At 45.5% G+C, this 25,552-nt stretch carries 25 protein-coding genes and 1 pseudogene; 17 read left to right on the top strand and 9 right to left on the bottom strand.

Annotated features, from left to right (window positions below; all coding sequences use genetic code 11):
* Nucleotides 1–408, bottom strand: coding sequence for a metal-dependent transcriptional regulator (locus tag HXW94_RS04430; RefSeq protein ID WP_178365685.1), 408 nt, complete (start codon nucleotides 406–408; stop codon nucleotides 1–3).
* Nucleotides 409–709: 301 nt separating this feature from the next.
* Here HXW94_RS04430 and lon point away from each other — a divergent pair, with 301 nt between their 5' ends.
* Nucleotides 710–3,109 (top strand): endopeptidase La, encoded by a 2,400-nt coding sequence (gene lon, locus HXW94_RS04425; RefSeq protein WP_178365684.1) that lies wholly within the window; start codon nucleotides 710–712, stop codon nucleotides 3,107–3,109.
* Between the two features lie 58 nt (nucleotides 3,110–3,167).
* Here the strand turns inward: lon and HXW94_RS04420 are convergent, their stop codons facing one another.
* Nucleotides 3,168–4,139, bottom strand: coding sequence for an adenosine kinase (locus HXW94_RS04420; protein ID WP_178365683.1), 972 nt, complete (start codon nucleotides 4,137–4,139; stop codon nucleotides 3,168–3,170).
* A 295-nt stretch (nucleotides 4,140–4,434) separates the two neighbouring features.
* Here HXW94_RS04420 and metK point away from each other — a divergent pair, with 295 nt between their 5' ends.
* Together metK and ahcY are read left to right on the top strand one after the other, a co-directional pair.
* The gene (gene metK / locus HXW94_RS04415) at nucleotides 4,435–5,607 is read left to right on the top strand and encodes a methionine adenosyltransferase (protein WP_178365682.1); all 1,173 of its coding nucleotides are present in this window, start codon (nucleotides 4,435–4,437) and stop codon (nucleotides 5,605–5,607) included.
* Nucleotides 5,608–5,646: 39 nt separating this feature from the next.
* Entirely contained in the window at nucleotides 5,647–7,089 is a 1,443-nt protein-coding gene (gene ahcY, locus HXW94_RS04410; protein ID WP_178365681.1) for an adenosylhomocysteinase, read from the top strand.
* 497 nt (nucleotides 7,090–7,586) lie between these two features.
* On the opposite strand, the gene HXW94_RS04405 is transcribed toward ahcY, so the two are convergent.
* Nucleotides 7,587–8,525 carry a hypothetical protein gene (locus tag HXW94_RS04405; protein ID WP_178365680.1) on the bottom strand — a complete coding sequence of 313 codons (939 nt, stop codon included), beginning with the start codon at nucleotides 8,523–8,525 and terminating at the stop codon, nucleotides 7,587–7,589.
* Nucleotides 8,526–8,589: 64 nt separating this feature from the next.
* Nucleotides 8,590–8,787, bottom strand: coding sequence for a hypothetical protein (locus HXW94_RS04400; protein ID WP_246293733.1), 198 nt, complete (start codon nucleotides 8,785–8,787; stop codon nucleotides 8,590–8,592).
* 206 nt (nucleotides 8,788–8,993) lie between these two features.
* Here HXW94_RS04400 and HXW94_RS04395 point away from each other — a divergent pair, with 206 nt between their 5' ends.
* On the top strand, nucleotides 8,994–9,437 hold the full coding sequence (locus HXW94_RS04395; protein WP_178365679.1) for a PPC domain-containing DNA-binding protein: 444 nt from the start codon (nucleotides 8,994–8,996) through the stop codon (nucleotides 9,435–9,437).
* Between the two features lie 144 nt (nucleotides 9,438–9,581).
* On the opposite strand, the gene HXW94_RS04390 is transcribed toward HXW94_RS04395, so the two are convergent.
* The gene (locus HXW94_RS04390) at nucleotides 9,582–11,093 is read right to left on the bottom strand and encodes a protein adenylyltransferase SelO (RefSeq protein WP_246293732.1); all 1,512 of its coding nucleotides are present in this window, start codon (nucleotides 11,091–11,093) and stop codon (nucleotides 9,582–9,584) included.
* Nucleotides 11,094–11,267: 174 nt separating this feature from the next.
* On the bottom strand, nucleotides 11,268–12,464 hold the full coding sequence (gene iscB / locus HXW94_RS04385) for an RNA-guided endonuclease IscB (protein ID WP_218576565.1): 1,197 nt from the start codon (nucleotides 12,462–12,464) through the stop codon (nucleotides 11,268–11,270).
* 621 nt (nucleotides 12,465–13,085) lie between these two features.
* Here iscB and HXW94_RS04380 point away from each other — a divergent pair.
* Nucleotides 13,086–13,940, top strand: coding sequence for an ion channel (locus tag HXW94_RS04380; protein WP_218576564.1), 855 nt, complete (start codon nucleotides 13,086–13,088; stop codon nucleotides 13,938–13,940).
* On the opposite strand, the gene HXW94_RS04375 is transcribed toward HXW94_RS04380, so the two are convergent.
* The gene (locus HXW94_RS04375; RefSeq protein WP_178365732.1) at nucleotides 13,937–15,145 is read right to left on the bottom strand and encodes a M24 family metallopeptidase; all 1,209 of its coding nucleotides are present in this window, start codon (nucleotides 15,143–15,145) and stop codon (nucleotides 13,937–13,939) included. The genes HXW94_RS04380 and HXW94_RS04375 overlap by 4 nt on opposite strands.
* A gap of 193 nt (nucleotides 15,146–15,338) precedes the next feature.
* Between HXW94_RS04375 and HXW94_RS04370 the strand changes: the two genes are divergently transcribed.
* Nucleotides 15,339–15,869 carry a peptidylprolyl isomerase gene (locus HXW94_RS04370; RefSeq protein ID WP_178365677.1) on the top strand — a complete coding sequence of 177 codons (531 nt, stop codon included), beginning with the start codon at nucleotides 15,339–15,341 and terminating at the stop codon, nucleotides 15,867–15,869.
* A 75-nt stretch (nucleotides 15,870–15,944) separates the two neighbouring features.
* Here the strand turns inward: HXW94_RS04370 and HXW94_RS04365 are convergent, their stop codons facing one another.
* Entirely contained in the window at nucleotides 15,945–16,328 is a 384-nt protein-coding gene (locus HXW94_RS04365) for a pancreas/duodenum homeobox protein 1 (protein ID WP_178365676.1), read from the bottom strand.
* A 255-nt stretch (nucleotides 16,329–16,583) separates the two neighbouring features.
* Between HXW94_RS04365 and HXW94_RS04360 the strand changes: the two genes are divergently transcribed.
* The 9 genes and pseudogenes from HXW94_RS04360 to HXW94_RS04325 all read left to right on the top strand — a co-directional run bounded on the left by HXW94_RS04360 (nucleotide 16,584) and on the right by HXW94_RS04325 (nucleotide 21,851).
* Nucleotides 16,584–17,492, top strand: a complete 909-nt coding sequence (locus HXW94_RS04360) for a dihydroorotate dehydrogenase (protein ID WP_178365675.1) — start codon at nucleotides 16,584–16,586, stop codon at nucleotides 17,490–17,492.
* Nucleotides 17,489–18,325 (top strand): dihydroorotate dehydrogenase electron transfer subunit, encoded by an 837-nt coding sequence (locus HXW94_RS04355; protein WP_178365674.1) that lies wholly within the window; start codon nucleotides 17,489–17,491, stop codon nucleotides 18,323–18,325. The genes HXW94_RS04360 and HXW94_RS04355 overlap by 4 nt, the downstream gene beginning before the upstream one ends.
* 124 nt (nucleotides 18,326–18,449) lie before the next feature.
* On the top strand, nucleotides 18,450–19,124 hold the full coding sequence (pyrE, locus tag HXW94_RS04350; RefSeq protein ID WP_178365673.1) for an orotate phosphoribosyltransferase: 675 nt from the start codon (nucleotides 18,450–18,452) through the stop codon (nucleotides 19,122–19,124).
* A gap of 220 nt (nucleotides 19,125–19,344) precedes the next feature.
* A complete protein-coding gene (locus HXW94_RS04345) occupies nucleotides 19,345–19,848 on the top strand; it encodes a hypothetical protein (protein WP_178365672.1) in 504 nt (167 codons plus the stop codon).
* A 73-nt stretch (nucleotides 19,849–19,921) separates the two neighbouring features.
* Nucleotides 19,922–20,077, top strand: coding sequence for a PEP-CTERM sorting domain-containing protein (locus tag HXW94_RS20290; RefSeq protein WP_218576563.1), 156 nt, complete (start codon nucleotides 19,922–19,924; stop codon nucleotides 20,075–20,077).
* Nucleotides 20,078–20,408: 331 nt separating this feature from the next.
* A pseudogene (locus HXW94_RS19805) lies at nucleotides 20,409–20,591 on the top strand (phage integrase N-terminal SAM-like domain-containing protein); the annotation flags it as partial.
* Nucleotides 20,589–21,188, top strand: a complete 600-nt coding sequence (locus HXW94_RS04335; RefSeq protein WP_343054552.1) for a tyrosine-type recombinase/integrase — start codon at nucleotides 20,589–20,591, stop codon at nucleotides 21,186–21,188. The pseudogene HXW94_RS19805 and the gene HXW94_RS04335, both read left to right, overlap by 3 nt.
* Nucleotides 21,189–21,400: 212 nt before the next feature.
* Complete coding sequence (locus tag HXW94_RS04330) at nucleotides 21,401–21,637, top strand: type II toxin-antitoxin system ParD family antitoxin (protein WP_178365671.1); 237 nt, start codon at nucleotides 21,401–21,403, stop codon at nucleotides 21,635–21,637.
* 1 nt (nucleotide 21,638) lies between these two features.
* Nucleotides 21,639–21,851 (top strand): type II toxin-antitoxin system RelE/ParE family toxin, encoded by a 213-nt coding sequence (locus HXW94_RS04325; protein ID WP_178365670.1) that lies wholly within the window; start codon nucleotides 21,639–21,641, stop codon nucleotides 21,849–21,851.
* On the opposite strand, the gene HXW94_RS04320 is transcribed toward HXW94_RS04325, so the two are convergent.
* Nucleotides 21,848–23,071 carry a DUF6399 domain-containing protein gene (locus HXW94_RS04320; protein WP_178365669.1) on the bottom strand — a complete coding sequence of 408 codons (1,224 nt, stop codon included), beginning with the start codon at nucleotides 23,069–23,071 and terminating at the stop codon, nucleotides 21,848–21,850. The two genes, HXW94_RS04325 and HXW94_RS04320, sit on opposite strands and share 4 nt — an antisense overlap.
* A 416-nt stretch (nucleotides 23,072–23,487) precedes the next feature.
* Between HXW94_RS04320 and HXW94_RS04315 the strand changes: the two genes are divergently transcribed.
* Both HXW94_RS04315 and HXW94_RS04310 read left to right on the top strand, forming a co-directional pair.
* The gene (locus HXW94_RS04315) at nucleotides 23,488–24,087 is read left to right on the top strand and encodes a DUF6431 domain-containing protein (RefSeq protein ID WP_246293742.1); all 600 of its coding nucleotides are present in this window, start codon (nucleotides 23,488–23,490) and stop codon (nucleotides 24,085–24,087) included.
* 38 nt (nucleotides 24,088–24,125) lie between these two features.
* Entirely contained in the window at nucleotides 24,126–25,373 is a 1,248-nt protein-coding gene (locus HXW94_RS04310; RefSeq protein ID WP_178365667.1) for a Mu transposase C-terminal domain-containing protein, read from the top strand.
* Nucleotides 25,374–25,552: the final 179 nt, after the last annotated feature.

The raw sequence follows: 25,552 nt of genomic DNA, 5'->3' as shown, positions 1-25,552 counted from the left end.
TTAATTATCTTCCCGGTGGGGGCAGTCATCCATGTTTTTAATAAAGGCCTGGAATTTTTTAAAGGTGGATGTGTCCATGGCATGCTCCATGCGGCATGCGGTTTCGTCAGCCTTTTGTTCATCCACACCGATAAAGCGGATCAGAAAATCCTTTAACATAATATGGCGCTTTTCAATTTCTTTTGCTATTTTTTCACCTTTGGGTGTCAAGGTTACATAGCCGTAGGGTTCATAGTTAATTAATTCCTGGGCCGCCAGTTTTTTGAGCATTCCGGTGACGGAGCCCCGTTTGATGTCAAGCCGTTCGGCAATATCTTTTGACCGGGCAACTGTATTGGTTGTCTGAAGTTGAAGTATGGTTTCAAGATAATCTTCCAGGCTTTCGGATAGGTCAAGTGATTTTGTCATAAAAAAACCCCTTTAGGTATTTTGACTGGGTCAGCACATGGCTTGCCGAAACAAGCCCAAGCTCGTCAGGCATAGGTGTCTGACCTTATCTCCGGTTGATCTTTAACATTTATTATAATGAAGCGTCTTGATAAGTTTATCAATATATTTTTTAAAAGATTTAAAAAAAATTAGGCATTGTCTTTCATTTTACAAGCCAAATCTAAAGTGTTGTCAGAGCGTAAAATTTGATTATAGTATTAGAACATGTTGTTGCGAACTTTACCAGAAAACAATAACTTTTCATGATAGAGGTAAACCCATGAGCGATGATTCCAGACCCATTACGCCCGAGATTGTAACAGAAGAGGAAGAGGCAAAGGAAAACAACGGCGGGTTGATTACCCAGAGCACAAAACCTAAATTTTTGTATCTGGTTCCTATCACCGGACGTCCCCATCTGCCGGCACAGGTCCAGCCGTTATTTGTCAACAAGAAGCGCTGGGAAGAAACTTTGACCAAATCAGCCAAAGAGAACCAGGGGCTTTTAGGGCTGACATATTTCAGTGAAGTCAAGGGAAAGTATGTATATAAAGAAGATTTTCCCGAGATCGGATGTGTGGTACGCATGCTCAATCTCCAGGAGGTGGATGGCAACCTGCAATTCATTGCCCAGGGCCTGGAACGGTTTAAGATAAAAAAGTTTCTGTCCGACAAGCCGCCCTTTGTCGCGGAGGTGGAATATTTCCCTGAATCCAAGGATGATGAGGATAAGGTTAAGGCCTATGCCATTTCCATTATTTCAAATATCAAGCAGCTTTTATCCTTGAATCCGTTATATTCCGAAGAGCTTAAGCAGTATCTGAATCGGTTTTCACCGGACCAGCCGTCGCCCTTGACTGATTTTGCGGCAGGCATTACCACGGCGTCCGGGGATGATTTGCAGGATATCCTTGAAACCGAATCCATTCTGGACCGGATGAAAAAGGTGATGCTGCTTCTGCAAAAGGAAATTGAGATCGCCAAGCTGCAGACAAAAATCCAGAAGGACATCAACACCAAGGTGGATGACAATAAACGTAAATTTTTTCTCAAAGAGCAGCTTAAGGCCATCCAGAAAGAGCTTGGTATTCAAAAGGATGACAAAACATCTGATGTCGATAAGTTCAAAGAGCGATTTGAAGAACTTGACCCGCCGGAACATGTGATCAAACGCTTTGCCGAGGAAATTGAAAAACTGTCTGTGCTGGAAACCGGGTCTTCAGAATACGGGGTGACCCGTAACTATCTGGACTGGGTCACCTCTTTTCCCTGGGGGGTATATTCCGAAGACAATATTGATATAGCGCGGGCCGAAAAGGTGCTTGACCGGGACCATGCCGGGCTCTCCGATGTCAAGGAGCGGATCATCGAATTCTTTGCCGCAGGCGTGTATAAAAAGGATATTTCAGGGTCCATCATTTTGTTTGTGGGACCGCCCGGCGTGGGAAAAACCTCCATTGGCAAGTCCATTGCCGAAGCCCTGGGCCGAAAGTTTTATCGGTTTTCATTAGGGGGAATGCGTGACGAGGCCGAGATCAAGGGGCATCGACGTACCTATGTCGGGGCACTGCCCGGCAAAATGGTCCAGGCACTGAAAGATACGGCCGTAGCCAATCCTGTGATCATGCTTGATGAGGTTGATAAGATAGGGGCATCCTACCAGGGAGATCCTGCTTCGGCATTGCTGGAAGTGCTGGATCCCGAACAGAATTCCGCATTTTTGGATCATTATCTGGATCTTCGCATTGATCTGTCCAAGGTGCTGTTCATCTGTACGGCCAACACTTTAGACACCATCCCGCCCCCCTTGCTGGACCGTATGGATCGTATTAAGTTAAGCGGGTATATCACCTCCGAGAAACTGGAGATCGCCAGAAAGCATCTGTGGCCCAAGCTTTTGAAACGAAATAAGCTCAATGCGTCCACCATCACCATCACCGACCCCACCATCCGGCATCTCATTGAGGGCTATGCCCGGGAAGCCGGGGTTCGTAACCTTGAAAAGTCTTTGAACAAGATCATTCGCAAAAGTATTGTCAAGATTTTAAAGGAGGATAAAGAGAAAATTCAGATCAACATCAAGTCCCTGGAAGATCTGTTGGGACCCCCCATATTCACCTCCGAAAAGCAGATGAGCGGCGTAGGCATTGTGACAGGTCTTGCCTGGACCGCCATGGGCGGTGCTACGTTGTCCATTGAGGCGGTGAAGGTGCATGGAAAAAGTGCCGGATTCAAGCTGACCGGAAAGCTTGGGGACGTGATGCAGGAATCCGCCTCCATTGCGCTTTCCCATGTGCGCTCGTCATCAAAACATTACGGTATCAGGGATGACTATTTTGATGAGGCCTTTATCCATATCCATGTGCCCGAAGGGGCTACGCCCAAGGATGGTCCCAGTGCCGGTATCACCATTGCCACAGCCATTGTGTCCCTGGCGTCGGGGCGGCAGATTAAAAGACCTTTGGCCATGACCGGCGAGCTTACACTTACAGGCGATGTCCTGCCCGTGGGCGGCATCAAGGAAAAAATTATTGCCGCACGGCGGGTGGGTATCAAAGAGATCATCCTGCCCCATGGGTGTATCAGTGATTTTAAGAAACTGCCCGAACATATTAAAGAGGGTATTGAGTTTCATTTTGTTAAAAAATATAAAGAGATTTACAAGATAGTTTTTGGGTAGATGATGTTTTATTAAGAAATCCGTCCCGAACTTTTTAACGGCTTCGGGACGGCATTATTTATACAGTTGCTTTGATTTTTTCCCACACCGGCCCCGGGATCTGGGCACCCATGACCTGGCATACCTCATATCCGCATATTGATCCCAATTGACCGCTTTTTTCGATAGGAAGGTCGTTGGCAATGCCGTATAAAAAGCCGGCGGCCCACAAATCCCCGGCACCCGTGGTGTCAACCGGCGCATTGCCTCTTACCGGCGCAATGCGGGTGACTGAATTGTTGTGGTGAACATAACTGCCGCGCTCTCCCACTTTTAAAACGGCATATTCAACGTTGTCGGACAGCTTTTCAAGGGCGGTATTTTCATCGGATTCCCCGGTATAGGCACTTGCCTCGTCCTCGTTGGCAATAAGGATATCCACATAGTCCTTGACCAAATCCTGCAGAATGTCTTTGGATGCATTGACCACCTCAAAGCTTGCCAGATCCAGTGCTACCAGGGCACCGGCCGCTTTTGCGGCTTTGACTGCGGCCATCATCAGGTCGCGGTTAAACAGCAGATAGCCTTCCACAAGGGCAATGGCCGTGTCTGAAAACATCTGACGGGTAACAGCGGCAGGGTCCAGAAGACTTGACGCACCAAGATCGGTGAACATGGAGCGCTGGGCATCCGGTGTTACAACGGATAACACCTTGCCTGTAGGGGTGTCAAAGTAACTGAGAACAGGTTCCACCCGGCACTCCCGGACTTCGTTTTCAAAAATATCCCCGTAATCATCTTTGCCCCGGGCCCCGATGAACCTGGCTGAACCGCCAAGTTTGCCCACACCTAAAATGGTATTGCAGGCAGCTCCGCCGGGCACAATTACCGGTACCTGGGATGAGGCTGATATGATGGCTTGTTGTTCATCTGCTGTGGCATAGGTCATTCCGCCTTTTTCTTTGTTGAATTTTTGCAAGAAGTCATCGGTATCGTTAATCAGAACATCCACTAAAGCTGAGCCGATTCCTGTGATGGTATTAGAAGGCATAATATATCTCCAAATTTTAAGTGTTTTCTTTAAATGATGGCTATCATTTAAAACTCAGGCTCGCTTGTCAAGTTATTTTTATAAAATCTATGCAAATATACAGATATCTTGATATATTTTTATGAACCATTGACAAAGATGATGATAACTGTCATTAATATATCGATTTTTAATTTTTCCGTATTGGATTTGATCGCTTTTAAATTTCAATATTGCAATGCCGAAGTCGGAAGATTTTATATACTAAAACGCATGAATAAATAACTCACCCATATTAATAGCGTAAGGAGATATCATGTCAGAAAACAGATCTTTTTTATTTACATCCGAATCCGTGACCGAAGGTCATCCTGACAAGGTGGCGGATGCCATCTCGGACAGTATTCTCGATGCCATCATGGCTGAAGATAAAAAATGTCGTGTGGCCTGTGAGACACTTGTTACTACGGGTCTTGCCATGGTGGCCGGTGAAATTACAACCGACTGCTATGTGGATATTCCCGAAGTGGTCAGATCCACTATTAAGGATATTGGCTACAATTCCTCCAACATGGGGTTTGACTGGAAGACCTGTTCTGTGATCACCAGTATTGATCAGCAGAGCAGCGACATTGCCCAGGGAGTAAATGAAGGTGACGGACTATACAAGGAACAGGGTGCCGGCGACCAGGGGTTGATGTTTGGTTATGCCACCAATGAGACCGAAGAATTGATGCCCATGCCCATCATCTATGCCCATAAATTGACCAAACGGTTGACCCAGGTTCGGAAGAACGGAGCCCTCGACTTTCTACGTCCTGACGGAAAATCACAGGTCAGCATCGAATATGTGGACGGCGTACCCAAACGGGTTGACACCGTAGTTGTCTCTACCCAGCATTCACCGGATGTCTCTTATGAAGACCTTAAGGCCGCAGTCGTCAAAGAAGTGATTAAAAAGGTGATCCCCCAGGAGATGATGGACGGTGATACCCGATTTTTCATCAATCCCACCGGCCGTTTTGTTGTGGGTGGCCCCATGGGTGACTGTGGTGTGACAGGACGTAAAATCATCGTGGACACGTATGGTGGTCAGGGCAGCCACGGCGGCGGTTGTTTTTCCGGAAAAGATCCTTCCAAAGTTGACCGTTCCGCTTCTTATATGGGTCGGTATGTGGCCAAAAACCTGGTGGCAGCAGGGGTTGCCGATAAATGCGAAGTGCAGATCGCCTATGCCATCGGCGTGGCCGAACCTGTATCCATGATGGTAGATTTCATGGGAACCGGAAAGATTTCAGAATCAAAAGCGGCTGACATTATTAAAGAGGTGTTTGACCTGCGCCCGGCAGGCATTATCTCCGAGTTGGACCTGCTGCGTCCCATCTACAGAAAAACATCTGCCTATGGGCATTTTGGACGCAAAGATCCGGATTTTTATTGGGAAAGAACCACTAAGGCCGACCAGATCAAATCACTTGCAGGATTATAATTAAAATTTGATGAGCGAGTCAAAGTAAAAGGAGTTTTTATGAGTCAGAAAAAAGATAATGAATATATAAAATTGGATTTGTCTTTGCCCTATAAAGTCAAAGATATTGGTCTGGCCGAAGACGGACACAAAGACATGCAGCTGTCTGAAAAAGAGATGCCCGGGCTGATGGCCATCCGGGAAAAATACGGGCCGGAGAAACCCCTCAAGGGCTTGAAAATTACCGGCAGCCTGCATATGACGATTCAAACAGCCATGCTTATTGATACCTTATATGAGCTGGGTGCTGATGTGCGCTGGGCGTCATGCAATATTTTTTCCACCCAGGATCATGCCGCTGCCGCTATTGCTGACAAGGGCACGGCTGCCGTTTTTGCATGGAAGGGCGAAACCCTTGAAGAATTTTGGTGGTGTACGGAACAGGCACTTATCTGGCCGGACGGCTCCGGGCCGGATCTGATCGTGGATGACGGTGGGGATGCCACCCTGTTTGTTCATCAGGGTGCCAGGGTTGAAGCGGATCCGTCTCTCTTTGATAATGAAGCCGGCAGCCTGGACGAGCGGTGCCTCATGGATCGGCTGCAGGTAAGTTATAATCAGGACAAACAGCGCTGGACAAATATCGGCAAAAAGATCCGCGGCGTGTCTGAGGAGACCACCACCGGCGTTCACCGGTTATACCACCTTGCCTCTGCCGGGGAACTGTTGTTTCCGGCTATTAATGTTAATGATTCAGTGACCAAATCCAAATTTGATAACCTTTACGGTTGCCGGGAATCTCTGGCCGACGGTATCAAACGGGCCACAGACGTAATGCTTGCAGGCAAAACAGTGGTCGTGGCCGGCTACGGTGATGTGGGTAAAGGATGTGCTGATTCCATGAAAGGCTATGGTGCCATCGTACTGATCACCGAAATTGATCCGATCTGCGCACTTCAAGCTGCTATGGAGGGCTTCGAGGTGGTCACCATGGATGAGGCGGTAAAACGGGGCGATATTTTTATTACAGCCACAGGCAATTACCATGTTATCACCGGTGAACATATTTCACAGATGAAAGATGAGTCTATTCTTTGCAACATCGGGCATTTTGACAGTGAAATCGAAATGAGTTTTCTGGATAACCATCCCAATGCCGAAAAGATTACGATCAAGCCTCAAGTGGACAAGTGGACACTGCCCTCCGGGCGTTCGATCATTGTTTTGGCCGAAGGGCGTCTGGTCAATCTTGGCTGTGCCACAGGACATCCCAGTTTTGTCATGAGCAACAGTTTTTCCAACCAGACCCTGGCCCAGATCAAACTGGCCCAGGAAGATCTGGAAAACGAAGTATATACCCTGCCCAAGGAACTGGACGAGGAGGTGGCAAGACTGCATTTGAAAAATCTGCCCGTTACCCTGACAGAGCTAACCCAGGAACAGGCCGATTATATTGGTGTGCCTCTTAAGGGACCGTTCAAGCCGGATCATTACCGGTATTAGTTCGTTCCCGGCCGGAAATAATATAAGACTTGATAGTCGAGTAAAAAAGGCGGTCTTTGCAAAAAGGGCCGCCTTTTTGTGTGCTGAACCGAGCTGATTGTTCAAAGCGTTCATAAAAATAAACCAGGTGTAGGGATATGATTCAAGAAAATGAATTGACTTTTTTATCTATATTATAAGTGTGTTATGATTTCTGGGTTAATGCTATGGTATATGAAAGTTCAAAAATTTAAACTTTTTCCTGGTGAAAAATGGTAAATGAAGATGCATTCGCCATGCAAAAAAATATTTGAAATAGTATTTTTTAAAAAAATCAATAAGATACAATATTTTATTTTTTTGAGAAGAAATTTGATCTCTTTGGCACATGGCTTGCTTTATATTATCTGTAATTAAGATAAAAAACCAATTCATCTTTTTTTCCTTTTCCAAAAAAGGCTGCCGATATCCGGCAGCCTTTTTTGGTTTTAGGCCCATGATCAGAATTAAAGTGGAGCCTAATGACAATTACATATAAAAAAGGGGTTTACTGCTTTTCTTCCATATTCGATTACTTCGAATGAGCATTCCGACAAATTATACTCCTCGGTAACACTGTGATTAAAGCGGACCGTTTCATCTGTAAATTCAATTTGAAGCGGGATGGTTACCGCTACGTTCTCGGAACAAAGACTCTCTTTTCTATAAGGGGTATATCTTATCTCTCCACCTGCTTCGTTTCTTAATATTATGGCATTTTGAGTGGTGCTTAGCGCTGTTACGTCTCCTTGGTTGTTAAACTGTAAAGAGTTAATATCCCCCATAATGCCTTCGGGATCATTATCATAGGCCGATATTGGCCCGATTTTTGTATCAACAGTATACGGCTCAGCCGGTTCAACCGATTTAACAGAACCGTCTTCATAAAATGAAATGCCAACGTGAATACGCATTGTGCCCAAAGGCGTTCGGGCATCTACCGTCTCCTGGGGCCATAGGGTGATGCTTTTTATATTGCCGTTTTTATAAAATACAAGATTAATTATCTTGGCCTTAATTGTTCCGCAGGGCAGCTGCAATTCAAGATCCTCGGCCAGGGCGTACTCGTCTTTCTCGCCCCAGTAACCGCTTAGCTTACCATTAAGGGGAAAAAGCTTTTTTAAGACTTCATCATCATAAAACATGACCAGTTCGGCCGATATTTTTCCGTATTTTGTTTCGATATCGGCTGCTTCCTGGAGCGGCGCTTTTTTCAAATTTCCGTTATCATAAAAGTTAACCGGCTTTAATGCCCTTCTGCCATGATCATCGACCGAATATTGGGGGACAATGACCCCGACGGGTGTTTCGATCTTAATTGGTTCAGTAAAAATCAGGGATGCGGGATTGCCGGATGCGTATTTCTCCAGATTTTGATAGCCGGGTATTTCGCCATACTTTGTTTTTAGCAGTTTCACATTCAACCTCTTTTCTTTTTTGGGGGGACTCTAAAATCGTTTCAACGATGTTTACCACGGATGATCAAAATCCACACCCCATAATCCCGTCCATGGGATTCTTTTTGTTGCATGCCTGGACATCTCGCTGGACCATAAAGTCCATGCTGTGCCCCTCGAAAACGGCTTCAGCGGCCTCTATGATTGTTCCGTCCAATTCTAAAACATCAATTTTTTTTGGGCTGAGTACACGACGCGGGCTGTCACCGAGTCCGGTGACCATCAATGCCCTGCAGTCACTGAGCATGTTGCTATTGTATATAATATAGTAACATTTTTGTTGTTATTTAAGATGTCGGTGCTTATGGCGGTGTTTTGAATCGAGTTGCGTTTTTAATTTGAAATTGTGTCCAGATGGGATATAGTCCAGGCTCATAAGCTAATTATATTAATTTTATAGGAAACAGGAAACAAGAGAAAAGTTGACACATGAAATACTCACAGGCAAAACAAGGAAGAATATACATTATACGTCTTGAAGACGGTGATATCATACACGAAGAGATTGAAAAGTTTGCTGATAAAAAAGCAATAAAAGCTGCTGCATTAACCATTATTGGAGGCGCTGATAAAGATAGTAAGCTGATTGTCGGGCCGGAACATGGACGAACAGAATCAATTACGCCAATGGAACATATTCTCAACAATGTGAATGAAATAGTGGGAACAGGCACAATCTTTCCTAATGATAAAGGGGAACCCAAATTACACATGCACATAGCTTGTGGAAGAGAAGATTCAACTGTAACCGGATGTATCCGTAACGGTGTCAGGACATGGCATATATTAGAGATCATTTTATTTGAATTAATTGATACCAGTGCTGTACGTATATTTGATCCAATTACAGGATTTGAATTGCTCAACCCATAGAAAATCAGGCTACCGGTTTAAGCCGGGACACCCCGTCCGGCGCATAAGGCCCATAATCAAAATAAACGCTCCCATATGGTTTGCCTTTTCATCCGTCTTTTTCGTTTCTCATTAACACTGCTCAAGGCTTGCCAGACCCATAGGTCAAGTCCCGCAAAAGGTCCGGGTGACCCGCTCTTGGTTGGCGGGTGCTTGAGCATAATCGGTAAAATCCGGCTGTTCCGTAAAAGGGTTTTCATAAAGCGTGGTCAGCAAGTGTACCTGACTGAAGTCATCTCTGTCTTCCGCATTCTCAATCGCCTTGTGAACCCGGTGATTTCTTGGAATAAAAAGAGGATTAACCCGGTTCATTTGTGCCTGAATGACCTCTGGACTATTTTCTTCAACCAGCCGCTGCTGCCATGATTCAAGCCAGGCCGTAACCGCGACCGGCGTTTTGAAAAGTTTTTGAAATTGCGGCGTCATATCTGAATCCGGCTTGATATGATCTGCCAGATAACGAAACGTCAGGGTAAAATCGGCTTTTTGGTTCTGCATAAGGGCAAGCAGTTCCCCAAGAAGGGAAGAATCCTGGTCACCCGGATTTTCTATCCCGATTTTTTTAAGCAGACCAATGCGTTGGGCGTTTAAAAATTCATGCTCAAATTCGGACAGGGTGGCATCAATCACATCCGCAGCCGCTTCATTGGTTTTTCCTAAAAGCGATTGTAAACAAATGCCAAGACAGTTCAGGTTCCATTTCATGATGGCGCCTTGATTGGCATACCGGTATCTTCCCATGGTATCAATGGAACTGAAGACCATGTCGGGGTCATAATAATCCATAAAGGCACAGGGACCATAATCAATGGTTTCCCCTGAAATTGAAGTGTTATCCGTATTCATAACACCGTGAATAAATCCCAAATGCATCCATTTGGCCACAAGCCGGGCCTGTTTTCTGGCCACCGATGAAAAAAATTGCCTGTACCGGTCTTTTTTTTGTATAAGTTCAGGATAATGGCGGCCAATGACGTAGTCGGCAAGCTCTCGTATTGCTGTTTCATCGCCCCGGGCAGCAAAATATTCGAAACTGCCCACCCGGACAAACCCCGATGCGACTCGGGCCATGATCGCCCCTGGATGGACCCCATCCGGACGCAGAATTTGTTCTCCTGTGGAGATGATAGCCAAGGCCCTGGTGGTAGGTACGCCTAAATTATGCATGGCTTCACTGATAATGTACTCACGGATCACAGGCCCAAGAGGTGATTTACCGTCTCCGCCACGTGAAAACCGGGTTCTGCCGGAACCTTTGAGCTGAACATCCAAACGTTTGCCATCCGGGGTGATTTTTTCTCCGAGAAGAATGACCCGTCCATCGCCAAGTTGGGGAACAAAGTTGCCGAATTGATGCCCGGCATAGGCCATGGCAATGGGGGTGGAATCTGCAAAAACAAGGTTGCCTGCCAGACAATCTGCCAGATCTTCGGTTTCTTTCGTAAAATTTAACCCCAGTTCCCGGTCCAGTTTCCAGTTGTATTTTTGCAATACAGGGTTCTGTACGGGTTCAGGCGTAATTGCTTCATAAAATTTTTTCGGAAGCGCTGCGAAACTGTTTTCAAATCCGGCTTTAAGGGTTGAGACTGCAGTTGTCTTTTTCATAAAATGCGGCAAGGAAACCCCTGAGTCTTTAGCTCAGGGGAGGAATTGCCGCCCTCCTTATAATAATTTAGTAGTCCAGGTACCGGACCTTAGCACGTCGTATTGTAGGAATAGCCGTCAGATGCGTGAAGCAGCCTGCAGTATTTCCAGCTAATGCCCTGTACTGTTTTGTCCACTGTTTTAATGTTAAACGATCCGCTTTTTCTGACAGCGACACGTCCGATGTACGTTCCGACCTTTTTGCCGGAAGTGACAACCGCCTTGACAATGTCGCCCGTCTGAAAGCCTTTGACTTTTTTTTTCAGTTGACTTTGCTGTTGTCCGGGGGAATCCGAACTTGTTTACCCTGCACATCTGCCTTGAACCATGGCCGTCTGCCTTTACAATCAACACGGTTTTGTCGATCTGAAACATCTTTTCAGGTGTGCTTTCCCCGACACAGGCGGCATCGAGCCAATGCGTTTTGTGAAGTCCCCTGGTCGTCCGGTTGAATTTTGTCAGACCGCCGGAGCCTGTTTCAACCGGCAGTCCGTTTTTTTTCAAGGTACGGAACAAGTCCCATCGGGTCGTGTTGACGGCGCCCGCGTCCTTGAGCGGCACGCCGGACTGCTTTTGAATTCGTTTCAACAGTCGCGGTTTCTTTAAAAGGAACTGTTCGAGCGACTTATTCCCCTTCTTCCTGTTGCACGCCGTACAGGCCAGTGTCAGATTGCTGACTCTGTTTGAACCGCCTTTCGATTTCGGCACGATATGTTCAATCTCCAATGGGATATCTGTTTTTCCGCAGTAGGCACACGTTCTGTCCCATTTTTCCAGAAGGTATTCCCGTACCTCATACCCCATGAGTTCCCCCTGCTGATACGCGACACCGGATATTTCGGGATTCTGTATCTTCTGCATGTCAAACCGAACCAACTCCATTGAAATTGCCTGAATATTGCAAAACCGGCACAACCGCTTGACCCAGGTTTCGATATTGTGAACCCGGCTTTTTAATGAAGGCGGCAGCCATCCTTCCGCCCTGGTCCGGTTATCAAAGCGCGGCTTCCGGTATCGCGTTTTCCGGTTTCTCCGGGATCTTCTGATGGCTCGTCTTGATTCCAGATTATTTTTGATTTGTTGGCCTCGATGTCTCAGTTCCATGGCAAAAACAATCTCTCCGGTATCGTCGTTAATCACGGCAATTCCGGTCTCTCTACTGCCCGGATCAATCTTGATCCGCAATGGGTTTGATGCCACGTTCAAGACGGTCTCTTTCAAAATGATCGTGAAGGGGAACTGTCTGAAAACCGCGGCTTTCCCTTCTGTCAAAAGCAATCTTGCCTTTGCCGGATGTACCGGATTCTGCGGTTTTTTGTTTGTATCCAGAACAAATACGCTCAATTTTAAAGTCCTCTTGTTTCCAAGGTAATGTTTGCCGCGTCAATGTTATGACCGGGTTTGGCGCAAGCAGCACCGGCTTAACCCCTTAGACCTGTTTAACCACTTGCCGTAGAACCTGGAGCTGGCGAGCACCCCAGGGTACCTATTTCCGATCTAACGTAGTGTTCGAAGCACTTAGACTGGTCAACTTTGGGGCTTTTTCAAGCCCCTCGGTCTTCAGCCGAGGGGTAGTTGACAGATTAAATATCGCTCGGAGCCTGTTTAAAAATTAAGGATTAGGGCCATTCTTATGTGATTGCAGCCGATCCATCTATTCGATTTTTAAACCGGCTCTAAGGTATAAGATGTACTTGTAAAAAAGTCAAGAAAAGGGCATCCTTCATTTGCCGGTTTACACTTTTTGGAGCAAGCACCCTATTTTTTAGCAATCATTCCCCAAAAAAGTGTAAAGTACTTTGGGGGTGATATGAAGGATGCCAAGAAAAGGAGGGTATTATTAAATTAGCGCTCTTTGGGCGGGCTGTTAGGTACTGGGTACTGGGTACTGGGTACTGGGTGCTGGGTGCTGGGAAATGGAAATTCCTATACTCTTAAATTAGCGCCCTTTGGGCGGGCTGTTAGGTGCTGGGTGCTGGGGAATGGAAATTCCTATACTATAAATTTATGAAATTTCGATTAAAAATATATTTTGCAATTTTTATTGTTTTACTTGCAGTTGGTATCATTGGATTCATGCTGTTTGAAAATATGTCATTGACCAATGCGATATATTTTTCAATTGTAACGATGGCAACTGTGGGCTATGGTGATATCCATCCTCAAACTGAAATCGGTAAAATACTGACCATTATCATTATCATTGGTGGGGTCGGGACATTTCTAAGTGTCGTTGCCAGTATTACAGACGTGTTTGTCAATCGTCGTGAGGAAAAAATTCGGAAAGAAAAAGTCAATATGGTATTGGGATTGTTTTTCAGCGAAATGGGGAACGACCTTTTGAAACATTTTGTCAAATTTGATAATGACGTTAAATTGCTATACAAAGACCTCAAGGTGTCACTAAAATGGGGACATCAAGACTTTAACAACGCATATGATCTTTTAAAAAAACATCATATCTCAATCAATTCCCATAAAGGAGATTTACAGGCGGTATTCGCATGTATGCAAAGTCGATCAGATTTGCTTTTAAGATTAATTGAAAATCCTATTATTCAAGAACATGAAAATTTTACCGAATTGCTGCGTGCAATCTTTCATTTGCGAGATGAACTGTTACATCGCAATAATTTATCTGAATTATTGGATTCTGATCGTAAACATCTTGAAGGGGATATTTCAAGAGTCTATAAGTTGTTGATCGTTGAATGGCTGCGTTATCTGCTCTATATTAAAGAGAATTACGGTTATCTTTTCTCTTTGGCGGTTCGTACCAATCCTTTTGACCCAGACGCAACCGTTGCCGTAAAAAATTAGACCATGAACACCTTGTTGGGTATTATGCTTAGAAAACGGCTGCCGGTTTCCGTTATCTGAATTACGCTTTCTATGCCTGCGGCAAACCGGTCTTTAAAAATAAATTTCGGCTCTACGGCAAACACCATTCCCGGTTCAAGCGCTGTGTTTCGTCCCTTTGAAATGATGGGGTCTTCCACCAGTTCAACACCAATGCCATGCCCTAAAAATTTAGATTTTAATCCGGAAAGGCCTAAAAATTGTTCCTCATATCCCAGCTTGTTCGCCATGGTTACGGACATTTGAAAAATCGTTTTCATGGCAACACCTGGTTTCATGGCATCCTTGACATGGTAAAGAATGTCAATAGCTGCCTGGCTTGCACCTGCTGCCTGGGTTTCCATTTTTCCAGCCACAAACATCCGGGATTCATCCATGTGATAGCCAAAGGCCATGGTGCCTAAATCAATGAGTACGGGATCATTTTTTTTAATTACCCGGGTGCCTGCACCAAAGGGGTAGGCGGTGTACATACCGGTGCCGCATACCGGAGAATCAAGAGCCCCTGACTTCCCCCCGCTTTCACCGCTCATGATATGGAAGCTAAACCCAACGGATCTATAATGGCGGGTTTGAAGGCGGCCCGAGTGGCCCTGGGTCCTGGCAAAAGCCTCAATGCGCCCGGCCAGGTCTGTTTCCCGGATGCCGGGTTCAAGGTTCTCCGCAATAAAATTAAACACCCGGTTGGATATTTTTGCCACATCCTGCATAATGGTAAGTTCATATTCTGATTTTATTGCCCGGCAGGACATGATCAACGGGCCGGCATCCTGCCAGTTACAGCCAAAAAACAACGACTGATAAAACCTGAAATCCCTGACCGGAACAATATCAAAGGCGACGCCCATGTTTTTTGCAGAATCGCCGTGACTGTCCTTGATGATCTGGGGAATTTCCGTGACTGAATGAACCGGGACAATTTGGGTCAACGGACTTTCGGCGACCGCTCTGGGAAGGTATCTTTTTACGAATAAAAGGGGCTCATGCTCCAGGGCCACATATAACCAGGCATCCTGGCCTGAGCCGCTGAAATAGTAATAATCCGGTCTGTGGGTCAAGAATACCCCGTCCATGCCGGCTTGGGCCATTTTCTTTTTCAGGTTCTGTATCCGCCGGCTGATTTCTGTTTCAGGGGTCAGATCCAGCGGCAAAAGCTTGTTTATCATTTTTTTCACGTCTTTTTTTGTTGACTGCACTTGAATCCACGTATTTACTTTATCAGCATATTCGAAATTTTCAAAGGGGTTGGATAGCGGTGCGCCGGACCGCTGCGTTGCTGGTTTTTCTTTTTTATGTTTGACATCCGGCGATTTTATATTAAGTTCAAGTAAATTTTTTTAACTTTCAGGAGAAAAAAACATGGCCGATTTGACAGCAATTATGGAAACTTCAAAAGGTACCATTAACATTACGCTTTTTGCAGACAAGACCCCGTATACCGTGGGGAATTTTGTAAACCTTGCCAAACGGGAATATTATAACGGATTAACCTTTCACCGTGTGATTTCGGATTTCATGATCCAGGGCGGATGTCCTTACGGCAATGGTATGGGCGGTCCGGGTTACGAATTTGAAGATGAATTTAAAAAAGATCTTAAACATGACAAGCCCGGCATCCTGTCAATGGCCAATGCCGGCCCCGGGACAAACGGCAGCCAGTTTTTTATTACCCATGTGCCCACGCCTCATCTCGACGGTATGCACACGGTATTTGGGGCCGTTGTCAGCCGGGCAGACCAGGATGTGGTCAACAGTATTACCCAGGGAGATACCATTGAAAGCATTACCATCAAAGGCAATGTCGGCTCTGTGTTCAAAAAGGTTAAACCTAAACTGGATGAGTGGAATAAAACGTTGAATAAGTCCTTTCCCAATCTTCCCAAAGCATAAGTCACGATCAAACAAAAAGCCCTTCTGCCGCTTGATCATGCGACAGAAGGGCTTTTATATGTAGAAACCGGTTTATCAGTCCAGGTCAATGTAGAAAGGGATAATATGAAGAGAGGCGGAATTTTCCTCGGTATCCCCTAAACGCCAATTTTTAACCGGAATTCCGGCGTCTTTGATTCTTTCAATGATGCCTTTGATATTTATCAGGGGGTGCCGGGTAAATACATTCGGCAGTCCATATGTCAGGCTGCACACCAGACATTTGTCCGGCCGGCCCTGCAAATTAAAGCCAAGGACAATCCGGCTGCCGGAAATACTGATAGGCTCCAATCTGATGTCATAGGCACCTTCTGACGCATCACCATACAGCGCTTCAAAAAACTGATCACTTCTTTCAGGCGGCAACAGTTCATCTAAAAATTCCTGGGTGAGTATGCTGTCAAAATCTTTTTGAACCATGTTTTATCTATCCTTTTTTTATGGCCAGTGTATTCGCTAGGTCAAATCTATTTTTTATGCTTTCCACGCCGGAAAATCAAGGGCAATTGCAATGTCGCTTAACAACTTATTGGGACTTCCATAAAATTGGTGGAAAAAAATCCTGATTTTTTCTACCATGTGGTTCTGTTCGAGCACAAGGCATCGGACAACTGAACCGCTTAGGCTGGGTTTATCAACGGTGAAAGATGATACGAAAAATTTAAAAGGATATTGATGCAAACCACGTTTTTAGGGAAAACCCTGCACACGCCCCTGGTGCTGGCATCGGGCGTGCTTGGCAACAATAAAGCCATTCTGGAACGGGTCTGGGAAAACGGGTGCGGGCTGCCCACTATGAAGTCCATTGGGCCTGCCCCCCGGGAGGGCCATAAGAATCCAACGGTCATTGACCTTGGCAACGGCATGATCAATGCCGTGGGACTGCCTTCCCCGGGCTACCTGAATATGGAAGACGAATGGCAGGAGCTGTCAGGCCGGGCGTTTCCCGTAAACGCCAGCATCTACGGCGGGTCTGTGGACGAATTTGTCCGGGTGGCCGGATTTGTAGCAGCCCAGGGACCGGACTTTATTGAACTGAATATCTCCTGTCCCAATTCAGATAAGCACGGCATGCTGTTCGGGGTCAACGCCCAGTCTTCCCATGATGTTGTGGCCGCGGTAAAAAAAGTGATTGATGTGCCCCTGATTGCCAAGCTGACGCCGGCGGCCCCGGATATCGCAGGTATAGCAAAGGCGTGTGAGGATGCCGGTGCCGATGCCATCTGCGCCATTAATACGGCCGGGCCGGGCATGATTATCGACATTGAGTCCCGGTGTCCGGTGCTTGCCTTTAAAACGGGCGGGCTTTCCGGTCCCATGATCAAACCCATTGCCGTGCGCTGTGTGTACGATATTTTTCGGTCCGTTTCCATTCCCATCATTGGCCTGGGCGGCATCAGCACGGGGAAAGACGCCATAGAGATCATCATGGCCGGGGCCACGCTTGTGGGAATCGGCACGGCCGTGAGGTACCGGGGGATAAACGTGTTTGATAAGGTAAATAAAGAGATCAACGACTGGCTGACGGCCCACGACACCACCATGGAAGAGATCCGGGGTGCAGCTCACAGGGAGGTCTTATGATTACGCAGCTGATGCCCGCCATGGTCGAGGTGGCGGACAAGGAAGTTCACAGCCCTGAGTTTGCCACCCTGTATGTCAACCAGGCCATTGACTTTAAACCGGGGCAGTTTGTCATGGTGTGGATTCCCGGCGTGGATGAAAAACCGTATACCATTTCCCATCACAATCCGGACCGCTTCGGCATTACCGTGGAGGCCAAGGGTGTTTTTTCTAAAAAAGCCGTATCCCTTGGACCTGGTGATAAAATCGGTATCCGCGGGCCTTTTGGCAACGGATTTAATATGGGAAGCGATCACAAACAGGTTGCCGTTGTGGCCGGCGGTTGCGGCATGGCACCGCTTGCCCCTCTTGTGGAGGCCTTTCAGGCCGGTAACGGGCCTGATATTCTGCTGATCCAGGGGGCCCGCTCCAAGTCTTTTCTGCTCTACCCGGACCGGTTTACGGGAAACGTCGAAATTTGTACGGATGACGGATCAAAAGGATATAAAGGGTTTGTGACGGATATCCTGGTGAAAAAAATCAAAGCGTTGTCGGCTGCCGGCAGCCCTGATTTTGATATGGTCTATGCCTGCGGCCCGGAAATCATGATGGCAAAGGTGTTTGATATCTGTGAAGCCCACGGTATCCCCTGCCAGGTTTCCCTGGAACGGTACATGCGATGCGGATTCGGGGTTTGCGGGGCCTGTGTCTGTGGTCATGCCGTGGTGTGCATGGACGGACCGGTGTTTGGATCAAAGGCCTTGAGAACCATGGCGGATTTTAATACCCGGGCACTGTTGAAAACCGGAAAGCCGGTTCCTTTAGATGAATATGCGTCCTGGCGCTGCCAGTAGTTTATGTTCAACCATACAAGGACATGAAGATTGATATTCTTCATGCTCTTCATGTCCTTCATGGTAAAATAAAATATTCAATTGAATCAGTTTGTGTATGAAAATAAGAGGTTAAAAAAGAAAGATGAATTATAAAGAGGAATTTATTGAGTTTCTGGTTCAGTGCAACGCCCTGAAGTTTGGTGAGTTTGAGCTGAAAAGCGGCCGAATTGCCCCCTATTTTATCAACACCGGCATGTTTGACACTGGATCAAAGATTAAAAAGCTGGGTACCTATTATGCCAGGGCCATCGACGCCCGTTTTAAAAAAGAAGAATTTCACGGAATTTACGGACCTGCCTACAAGGGTATTCCTCTTTGCATCACAGCAGCCTGTGCCCTGGCCGACATGGGTATTGACAAAGGGTATGTGTTCAACCGCAAGGAAGCCAAAACCTATGCAGACAAAAGCGCTGTGGTGGGCATGCCGTTGACCTCCGACACCCGGCTGATCCTGGTGGATGACGTCATCACCTCGGGCAAGGCCATCCGGGAATCCCTGGAAGTTCTGAAAGGCTGCGGCAATCCCCAGGTTTGCGGCATTATCATCAGCGTCAACCGCCAGGAAAAGGGAAAAACAGACAAAAATGCCCTGGCAGAGGTGGCAGACACCCTTGGCATTCCCATTTTTGCCATTGTTACCATACGGGAGATCATTGATTTTCTGCACAACCGGGATATCGGGGGCAAAATTGTTCTGGATGACCAAATGAAAGCAAAGATCGAAAACTATTTGAAGACCTATGGCTCAGAATCTTGAAAGCTCTATCACGACCGATGATAGACATAGTCAACAGTTTTTCTGGCCCAGAATAAAATGAAATTTTAACAGAGCATAAAGTTGACTATTACAATTTTTAGCAGAGAATGTTTAATTTCCAATAACGGCCATACGCCTGATAGGCGCAACAAAAAATGAAATAAAGCAGCATGTTAGGTAATTCTTTCATATAAAAAATTAATTTTAAAGTTGAGTTCATATGCCCAAAAAGGATATTGGAAAAGAGTTTAATAAAATTCTGAAACTCGGTGAAGATAAAATAAAAAAATTCCACGAAACCAGAGGCCGAATTGACAGCTTTTGGCGGATTCTCCATGCTATTTTTGACAAGAGAGTTTATCAAAAATGCGTAGATGAACTTAATATGGCACATGAAGACCTATCTGCCTTTAAAATTCATGTGAGCACTTTTTATTTTAAAAATAAAAAGTACTTTTCCGGGATAGCTAAACAGCATTTAGATTTGTATATGAAATATATAAGCGATGCTGTTAATATCTCTGCCAAAAGACTAACATTACAACAATTAATACTTGATATAAACGTTAATAATAAAATGAAGGAATATATGCATGATATCCCAAGTATGTTTAATCATATCAACAAATCCTGTGAGGAATGTGGCCAATTAGCAAAATCATTAAACATACTTTCCGATGAAATACATGATACTAACCGAGCGCATTCATCAGATTCAAGTTAATACCGGATAAAATTGACTGAACCTTAATGATTTCAAAGGTGAACGACCCTGTGGAAATGAGTACGATTTTGATTTGTTTTTTGCTGAACGCCATACAACTACATCTAACTTTCGAATTGATACATCTATTGTTCTACAATCGAATAGCCCAGTCCCAGAACCGGCTACAATGTTATTATTTGGCTTTGGCCTGTTAGGAATTGCTGGATTTAGCAGAAAAAGACAATAATTTAAAGTTGAATAATTTTTTTATAGGCAGGGTTTTCAAATAACCCTGCCCATTTTTTTCTATTGAAAGTTGGCTAAACAATAATGGTATGAAAAAACTCAATTCTGCGTTTCGGCTACCTCACCAATAACAGATCAAGTACACATGCCTTCGGATCTGGCTTTTTCTGAGCATTTCTGAAAAAAGTCTAGTTTTTTTACCCCGGAAATTTTGTATACTGTCTTTGTCCTGATCCATCAGGATGATTCCAACATTTTAAAAAGGAGGGCATCATCATGAAAATGTCACAGGCAATCAAGAATTTTCTGGCGTATCAAGAACTCAATTCAAAAAAAACACCATTCAAAATTATCGGTACTTTCTGGCGGTCTTCCAAAAGCAATTCGGCAGACGGGATGTATCGGAAGTAACATCGGACGAAATCATGGAGTTTCTGGTCAAAATCGCTGAAGGCCTGAAACCCTCAACCAAGAAACTCAAATATTCCCTTCTCAAAAGCCTCTTCAATTTTGTGAAAAATACTGCCGTGCCCGATCTTCCCAATCCATGTGAGTCCGCAGTCCTATCAAAAACATTTCGAGTTTCCAAGTTGCCGCCCTGGACAATCTTGGAACGAGATGCCGTTGATGAATTCATTTTCAAAACGGAGAGTCCCAGAAACCGGCTGATGCTTGAACTGATGGCAAGGGGTGGAATGAGGATCGGTGAAGTTCTGAAATTGAAGCCTCAAGATGTCCAGGATCGAAAACTTCATTTGCCCAATCCCAAGAGTGGCCGTACCTCCGAAGTCGTTTTTATACCCCAAAAGGTGGCAGACCGGTTGCGTGATTATATTGCCGCTGAGAATATCCTGGATGATAAGCGTATTTTCCCTCTGGGATATACCCGGGCCAGGGAGATAGTTAAAAGCGCAGGCAGGAAAATCGGAATTGATGTAAAGCCTCATGACCTCCGCAGACATGCCGCCACTTATGCAAGCCGATCAGGAGTTCCGATTGAAATCGTTTCAAAAATTATCCTCCGGCACTCTAACCTGTCCACCACCCAGAGGTATCTTGGAAAAACCAGCGACACCGAGGCCATGTATTGGATTGAGAATATTTACCGGTAAAAATCGAAGGGGATTGGGGTGATTCCAATCCCCAACAATAGAAACGCCAGTGCTCATGGGGTTTTTTGGAACAATAGAGTTTTTTCATAGACAAAGTCAACGGTCTTCTGTCTCGCATTGAAAGAGTTGTAATCATGTGAAGGGAAAAAACTGTATATTATATTAAAAACTGTGTATTATATATTGGTATAAAAAAATTTGGAGAGCCTGCCATGCAAAGAAATACCAATGTCACCTTGGGTGATCATTTTTTCGACTTTATCAAATCAAAAATTTCACAAGGCCGTTTTGATAATACAAGCGAAGCCGTTCGTGCGGGTTTGCGGCTTCTAGAAGTTGAAGAAACCAAGCTGGAAGTGTTACGCGCAAGACTGGCTGAAGGTGAAGCGCAGCTTGACAAAGGACAAGGGATTGACGGCCAATCTTTTATGGATGAATTGATCGGTTGACATGAATCAATATATTCTTTCTCCCAATGCGCAAAAGAGTTTGCGTGACATCAAAGCCTATTCATTTGAAAAATTTGGTGAACAACAGACCATCACTTACTTAAAACTAATTGAAAAAAAGCTGCAAATGATAGCAGAAAGCCCAGATATAGGCCGGAAACGTGAAGAAATTAAAAAAGGGGGCTTGGTTCTAACTTCGCCCACTAAGTGCTAAGCAACTGATTTTAAGCTGTTCCGTGGTCGCACTGGATAATCCACATGATCCAACAGATATTCAAAAAGGTCGTTCGGTTTAGCATTAAAAAAACGCTCAGCAGCTGTAGTTCCATCTCGTCTTCGAATATAATAGTTGTGCATGATTGTATACGCTTTTAACTGTCGATCATTAAGCCGATGAATTCCTTGGTGACGAAGTGCTAATTGCCCATTCCTCCCTTCAACGCAGGAACTTGATCTCTGAAACAATTGGGCACATTCAATAGCCGCTTTATTCAGTTCCTCTATATTACAATCTGAACATGCGTCACCGGTGCTCTCAACAATCAATAGCAATTTTTGAGCAACTTGAAGGATTTCGGCTTTTCGTTGAACATCCCTTTCTTTATTGGCAACCAGTTTTAAATAATTGCCCGGGATCAAGTAGTTGTGCATCAAGTGCTTGTCACGAGTCGATACTTGCATATTATCAAGATAAATTTCTACCATTTGGAAGAAAAAACCGATGCTTGCCACCATGCTGCCCACAACACGTTGGGCTTTATTGACGCGTTCCTTACACCGATCCGTGAGATCAGTTGTCGCAGTGTGAATTTTATCAAAACAGTCCGCCAAAAGACCGGAGACGGTTTCTGAATCCTGCCTTTGGCCGGTTTTAAGGTTGTATGGGTGGTATACTTGCCCTATCTGGGCCTTTTCAGTGAGTACAGTTTCGTGGTTTAAGCTGGCTTGATCCCACTTCTTTTTGGCGCTTTGCTCAGCAATTTCAGCCTCTTGGATTTTCTTTTCAAAATTGGGTCTTCGTCCCCGAGGCCGTTTATCAGCATTGTCGAATTTGTCTTTTTTCTGCTTGATGATATGGGTCTGTTTGACCATTTTCTCGTGTTCTTTTTCAGCTTGTCTTACTTTCGACATCAAGGCTCCGCAAGTACCTCTCCCAATTTCATAGATGACATGGAAGCAGTCTGGTGAATGGTGAACCTTCAAACCTTTGAGTGCATGACTGATCAGGCTGCGACCTTCATCACTGGTAACTTGGATGACCTCAACCGGTAAATTGGAAAGAGCATCGTCTACCGCCTCGTTCCAGGTTTTGGCCTCTCGATTGAGAGCATATTTCTCTACAAGGATAAAGTTTGATACCGGTTCCATGGCCACAAGACAAATTTCAGGATGAAAGGTTTCATCCTCGCAAAGCGTGATTAGTTTTGCCGGCATTTGTTGATCAAGCCTGTCACCCTCAATACTACCGAATTCAATGATATTATTATCTATTTGTTGGGATAACTTGCGCTGAGATGCTAAGTCTTGGAATAAATGGGTGGAATATCCGAGAATATTTAGGGTAGCAGACCCCGCATATCCCGCGAAAAAAGAGTTTAGAAATCCCCCGCTTACCCCGCGCCCCTCATCATGATATGAAAGCCCCCCTTTTTCGTCTGAGGTTGACGACTACACCAAAAGGCACTAAGTCATGAGTCTCCACAACCCAAACTTCAAACCCAAAAAGGGGGACTCCTATGAATTACACTAAATCCATTGCTAATCTCAAGCCCCAACTTATGATATCAGCAACTGAAGACCAAATTCAACATCACACGGATTTGGTAAATCAAGGCCTGTCGCCCTGTTGACTGCCGGATTGTCCGCGTTGCAATGTTGAATCAAGCCGGTTCAAGCCGCACGAAAAGCGCAAACGTACATTTTACGTGATTGTCGAGCAAACTGTCGTGCCTATAAAAGGACTGTTGCTGCGATGGAAGTGCCCGGGGTGCAATAAAACAGCAACAGCCTATCCCGATTTTGCCCTTCCGTACAAACGCTATACCATTCCCACGATCCTGGCATTCAGTCAGGCATATGTCAATGACCCTACCCATTCGTACCGCCGGTTGGTAGATGAATGTCCATTGCCACACCAGGTTGACCCAAATTCTAAGACCGATCATGAGCCCATGATGGAACATTCCACTATTCACAGGTGGATCACCACCCTTGGCGGATATGCCGGTGTGGTTCAAAATGCTACAGACCTGATGGTTCAAGCGAATCCAACGACGTCCTTGTGCCGTGACCTGGCAGGCCTGAAAATCTCTCCTCTAAAATACATGTCTTCGAAAAGAAAACAGATACTTCTTACCTGTTTCCAGCTGGTAACTCTTGTGCCCCTGTATCTGGCCCAATTCCGGGTCCCCATTTTCCCCAAGTTGGCAACCCGTGCCGGTTATACCTGACGTATATTGCCTCCAGAACCCAAAAACAGGAGGCAATTATGGACCCAAAAAACGAACAATTGGCAGTTTTCTGGTGTGACCTGTTACGACCGATTCTTTATTCGGAAATATCGCCGGAAGAAACGAACAGGTATCTGAAAAATCTGGCTCAAGAACCCGTCGTTTATCCGGACGGGAAGTGCAAAAAACCCTCCCTTTCGACCCTGAAGCGAAAACTGGCAGCATACCGGATCGGAGGATTTGACGCCCTGGGCCGTAAAAAAAGGAATGATCAGGGGAAAAGCAGAAGTGTCGCTGAAGAGATCATCAAAGCGGCTATTGCCATAAAAAAAGAGCAGCCATACCGGTCGGATATCACCATCAACAGGATTCTTGAGGAACAGTTTGGTACCACCATCCCCCGGTCCACCCTTTATCGTCATTTAAAAGATGCCGGTGCCACCCGTCTCAAACTGGGGGTAACCACAAAACCGGTGCGTAAACGCTGGACCTGTGAAAATGCACACGATATGTGGGTCGGTGACTTCGAGGAGGGGCCTTATGTCATGAACGGCCCGGATGCAGTTCCTACTTATCTGTCGGCGTTTATTGACTGCTGCAGCCGGTATGGGGTTTCAGCACGGTATTATTACCGGCAAAATCTGGACGTTCTGATCGACACATTGCTACGCGCCCTGGCAACCCACGGGATGCCGCTTGGCTTATATATTGATAATGCCAAGGTCTACCATTCCAACGGCCTTAAAGCCGCATGTTACCGTACCGGTATCCGTCTGTTGTATCGAAAAAAAGGTGACCCGGAAGGCGGTGGGATCATTGAACGCCTGTTTCGAACGATCCAGGAACGATTTGAGGCGGAAGTCCGTGCCGGCGACATTCTGAGCCTGGATGAGTTAAACCATGCTTTTGCTGCATGGTTGGCACAGGATTACCATAAAACCCGCCATACAGAAATCGGAACCACACCGGAAGAGGCTCTTCATCAAGGGACTCGTGTTACTCGCCGGATGGATTTAAATGCCTTTTGTACATCCTTTATGCAAACCGTCAAACGAACGGTGCACGCTACATTTTCTGATATCCAGCTGAACAAACGATATTACAAAACAGATCCCAGGCTTCGCGGTGATCGGGTAGAGGTCAGATATGATCCCTTTTCCAACCAGGATACCGTCCAGGTTTATTCATTAAAAGGGGTATATTTGGCAGAAGGTATCCTGCACCAGCGGACAGCAGTAGACCCTGCGCCACCGGTAAAGGCACCAGGAAAACCTGAAAATGATTAGGGTGTGGCTCTTTTAGAGAGGATCAGAATAGTTCATGTTATCAGTATTTTAAGAATTATTCAGGACCTAAAAAAACGTAACTTTTATCATCTATGTTATGCACAATAGAAAACGTATTCTGACGTATATTCAAATAGTTATAAATTACTAGTTTTAAATAAAAGATAGTAATACATGGC

This window comes from Desulfobacter latus, assembly GCF_013389365.1.
Classification (GTDB): domain Bacteria; phylum Desulfobacterota; class Desulfobacteria; order Desulfobacterales; family Desulfobacteraceae; genus Desulfobacter; species Desulfobacter latus.
The sequence above is the reverse complement of the archived record's forward strand: the minus strand, read 5'-3'. Positions and strand labels throughout refer to the sequence as shown.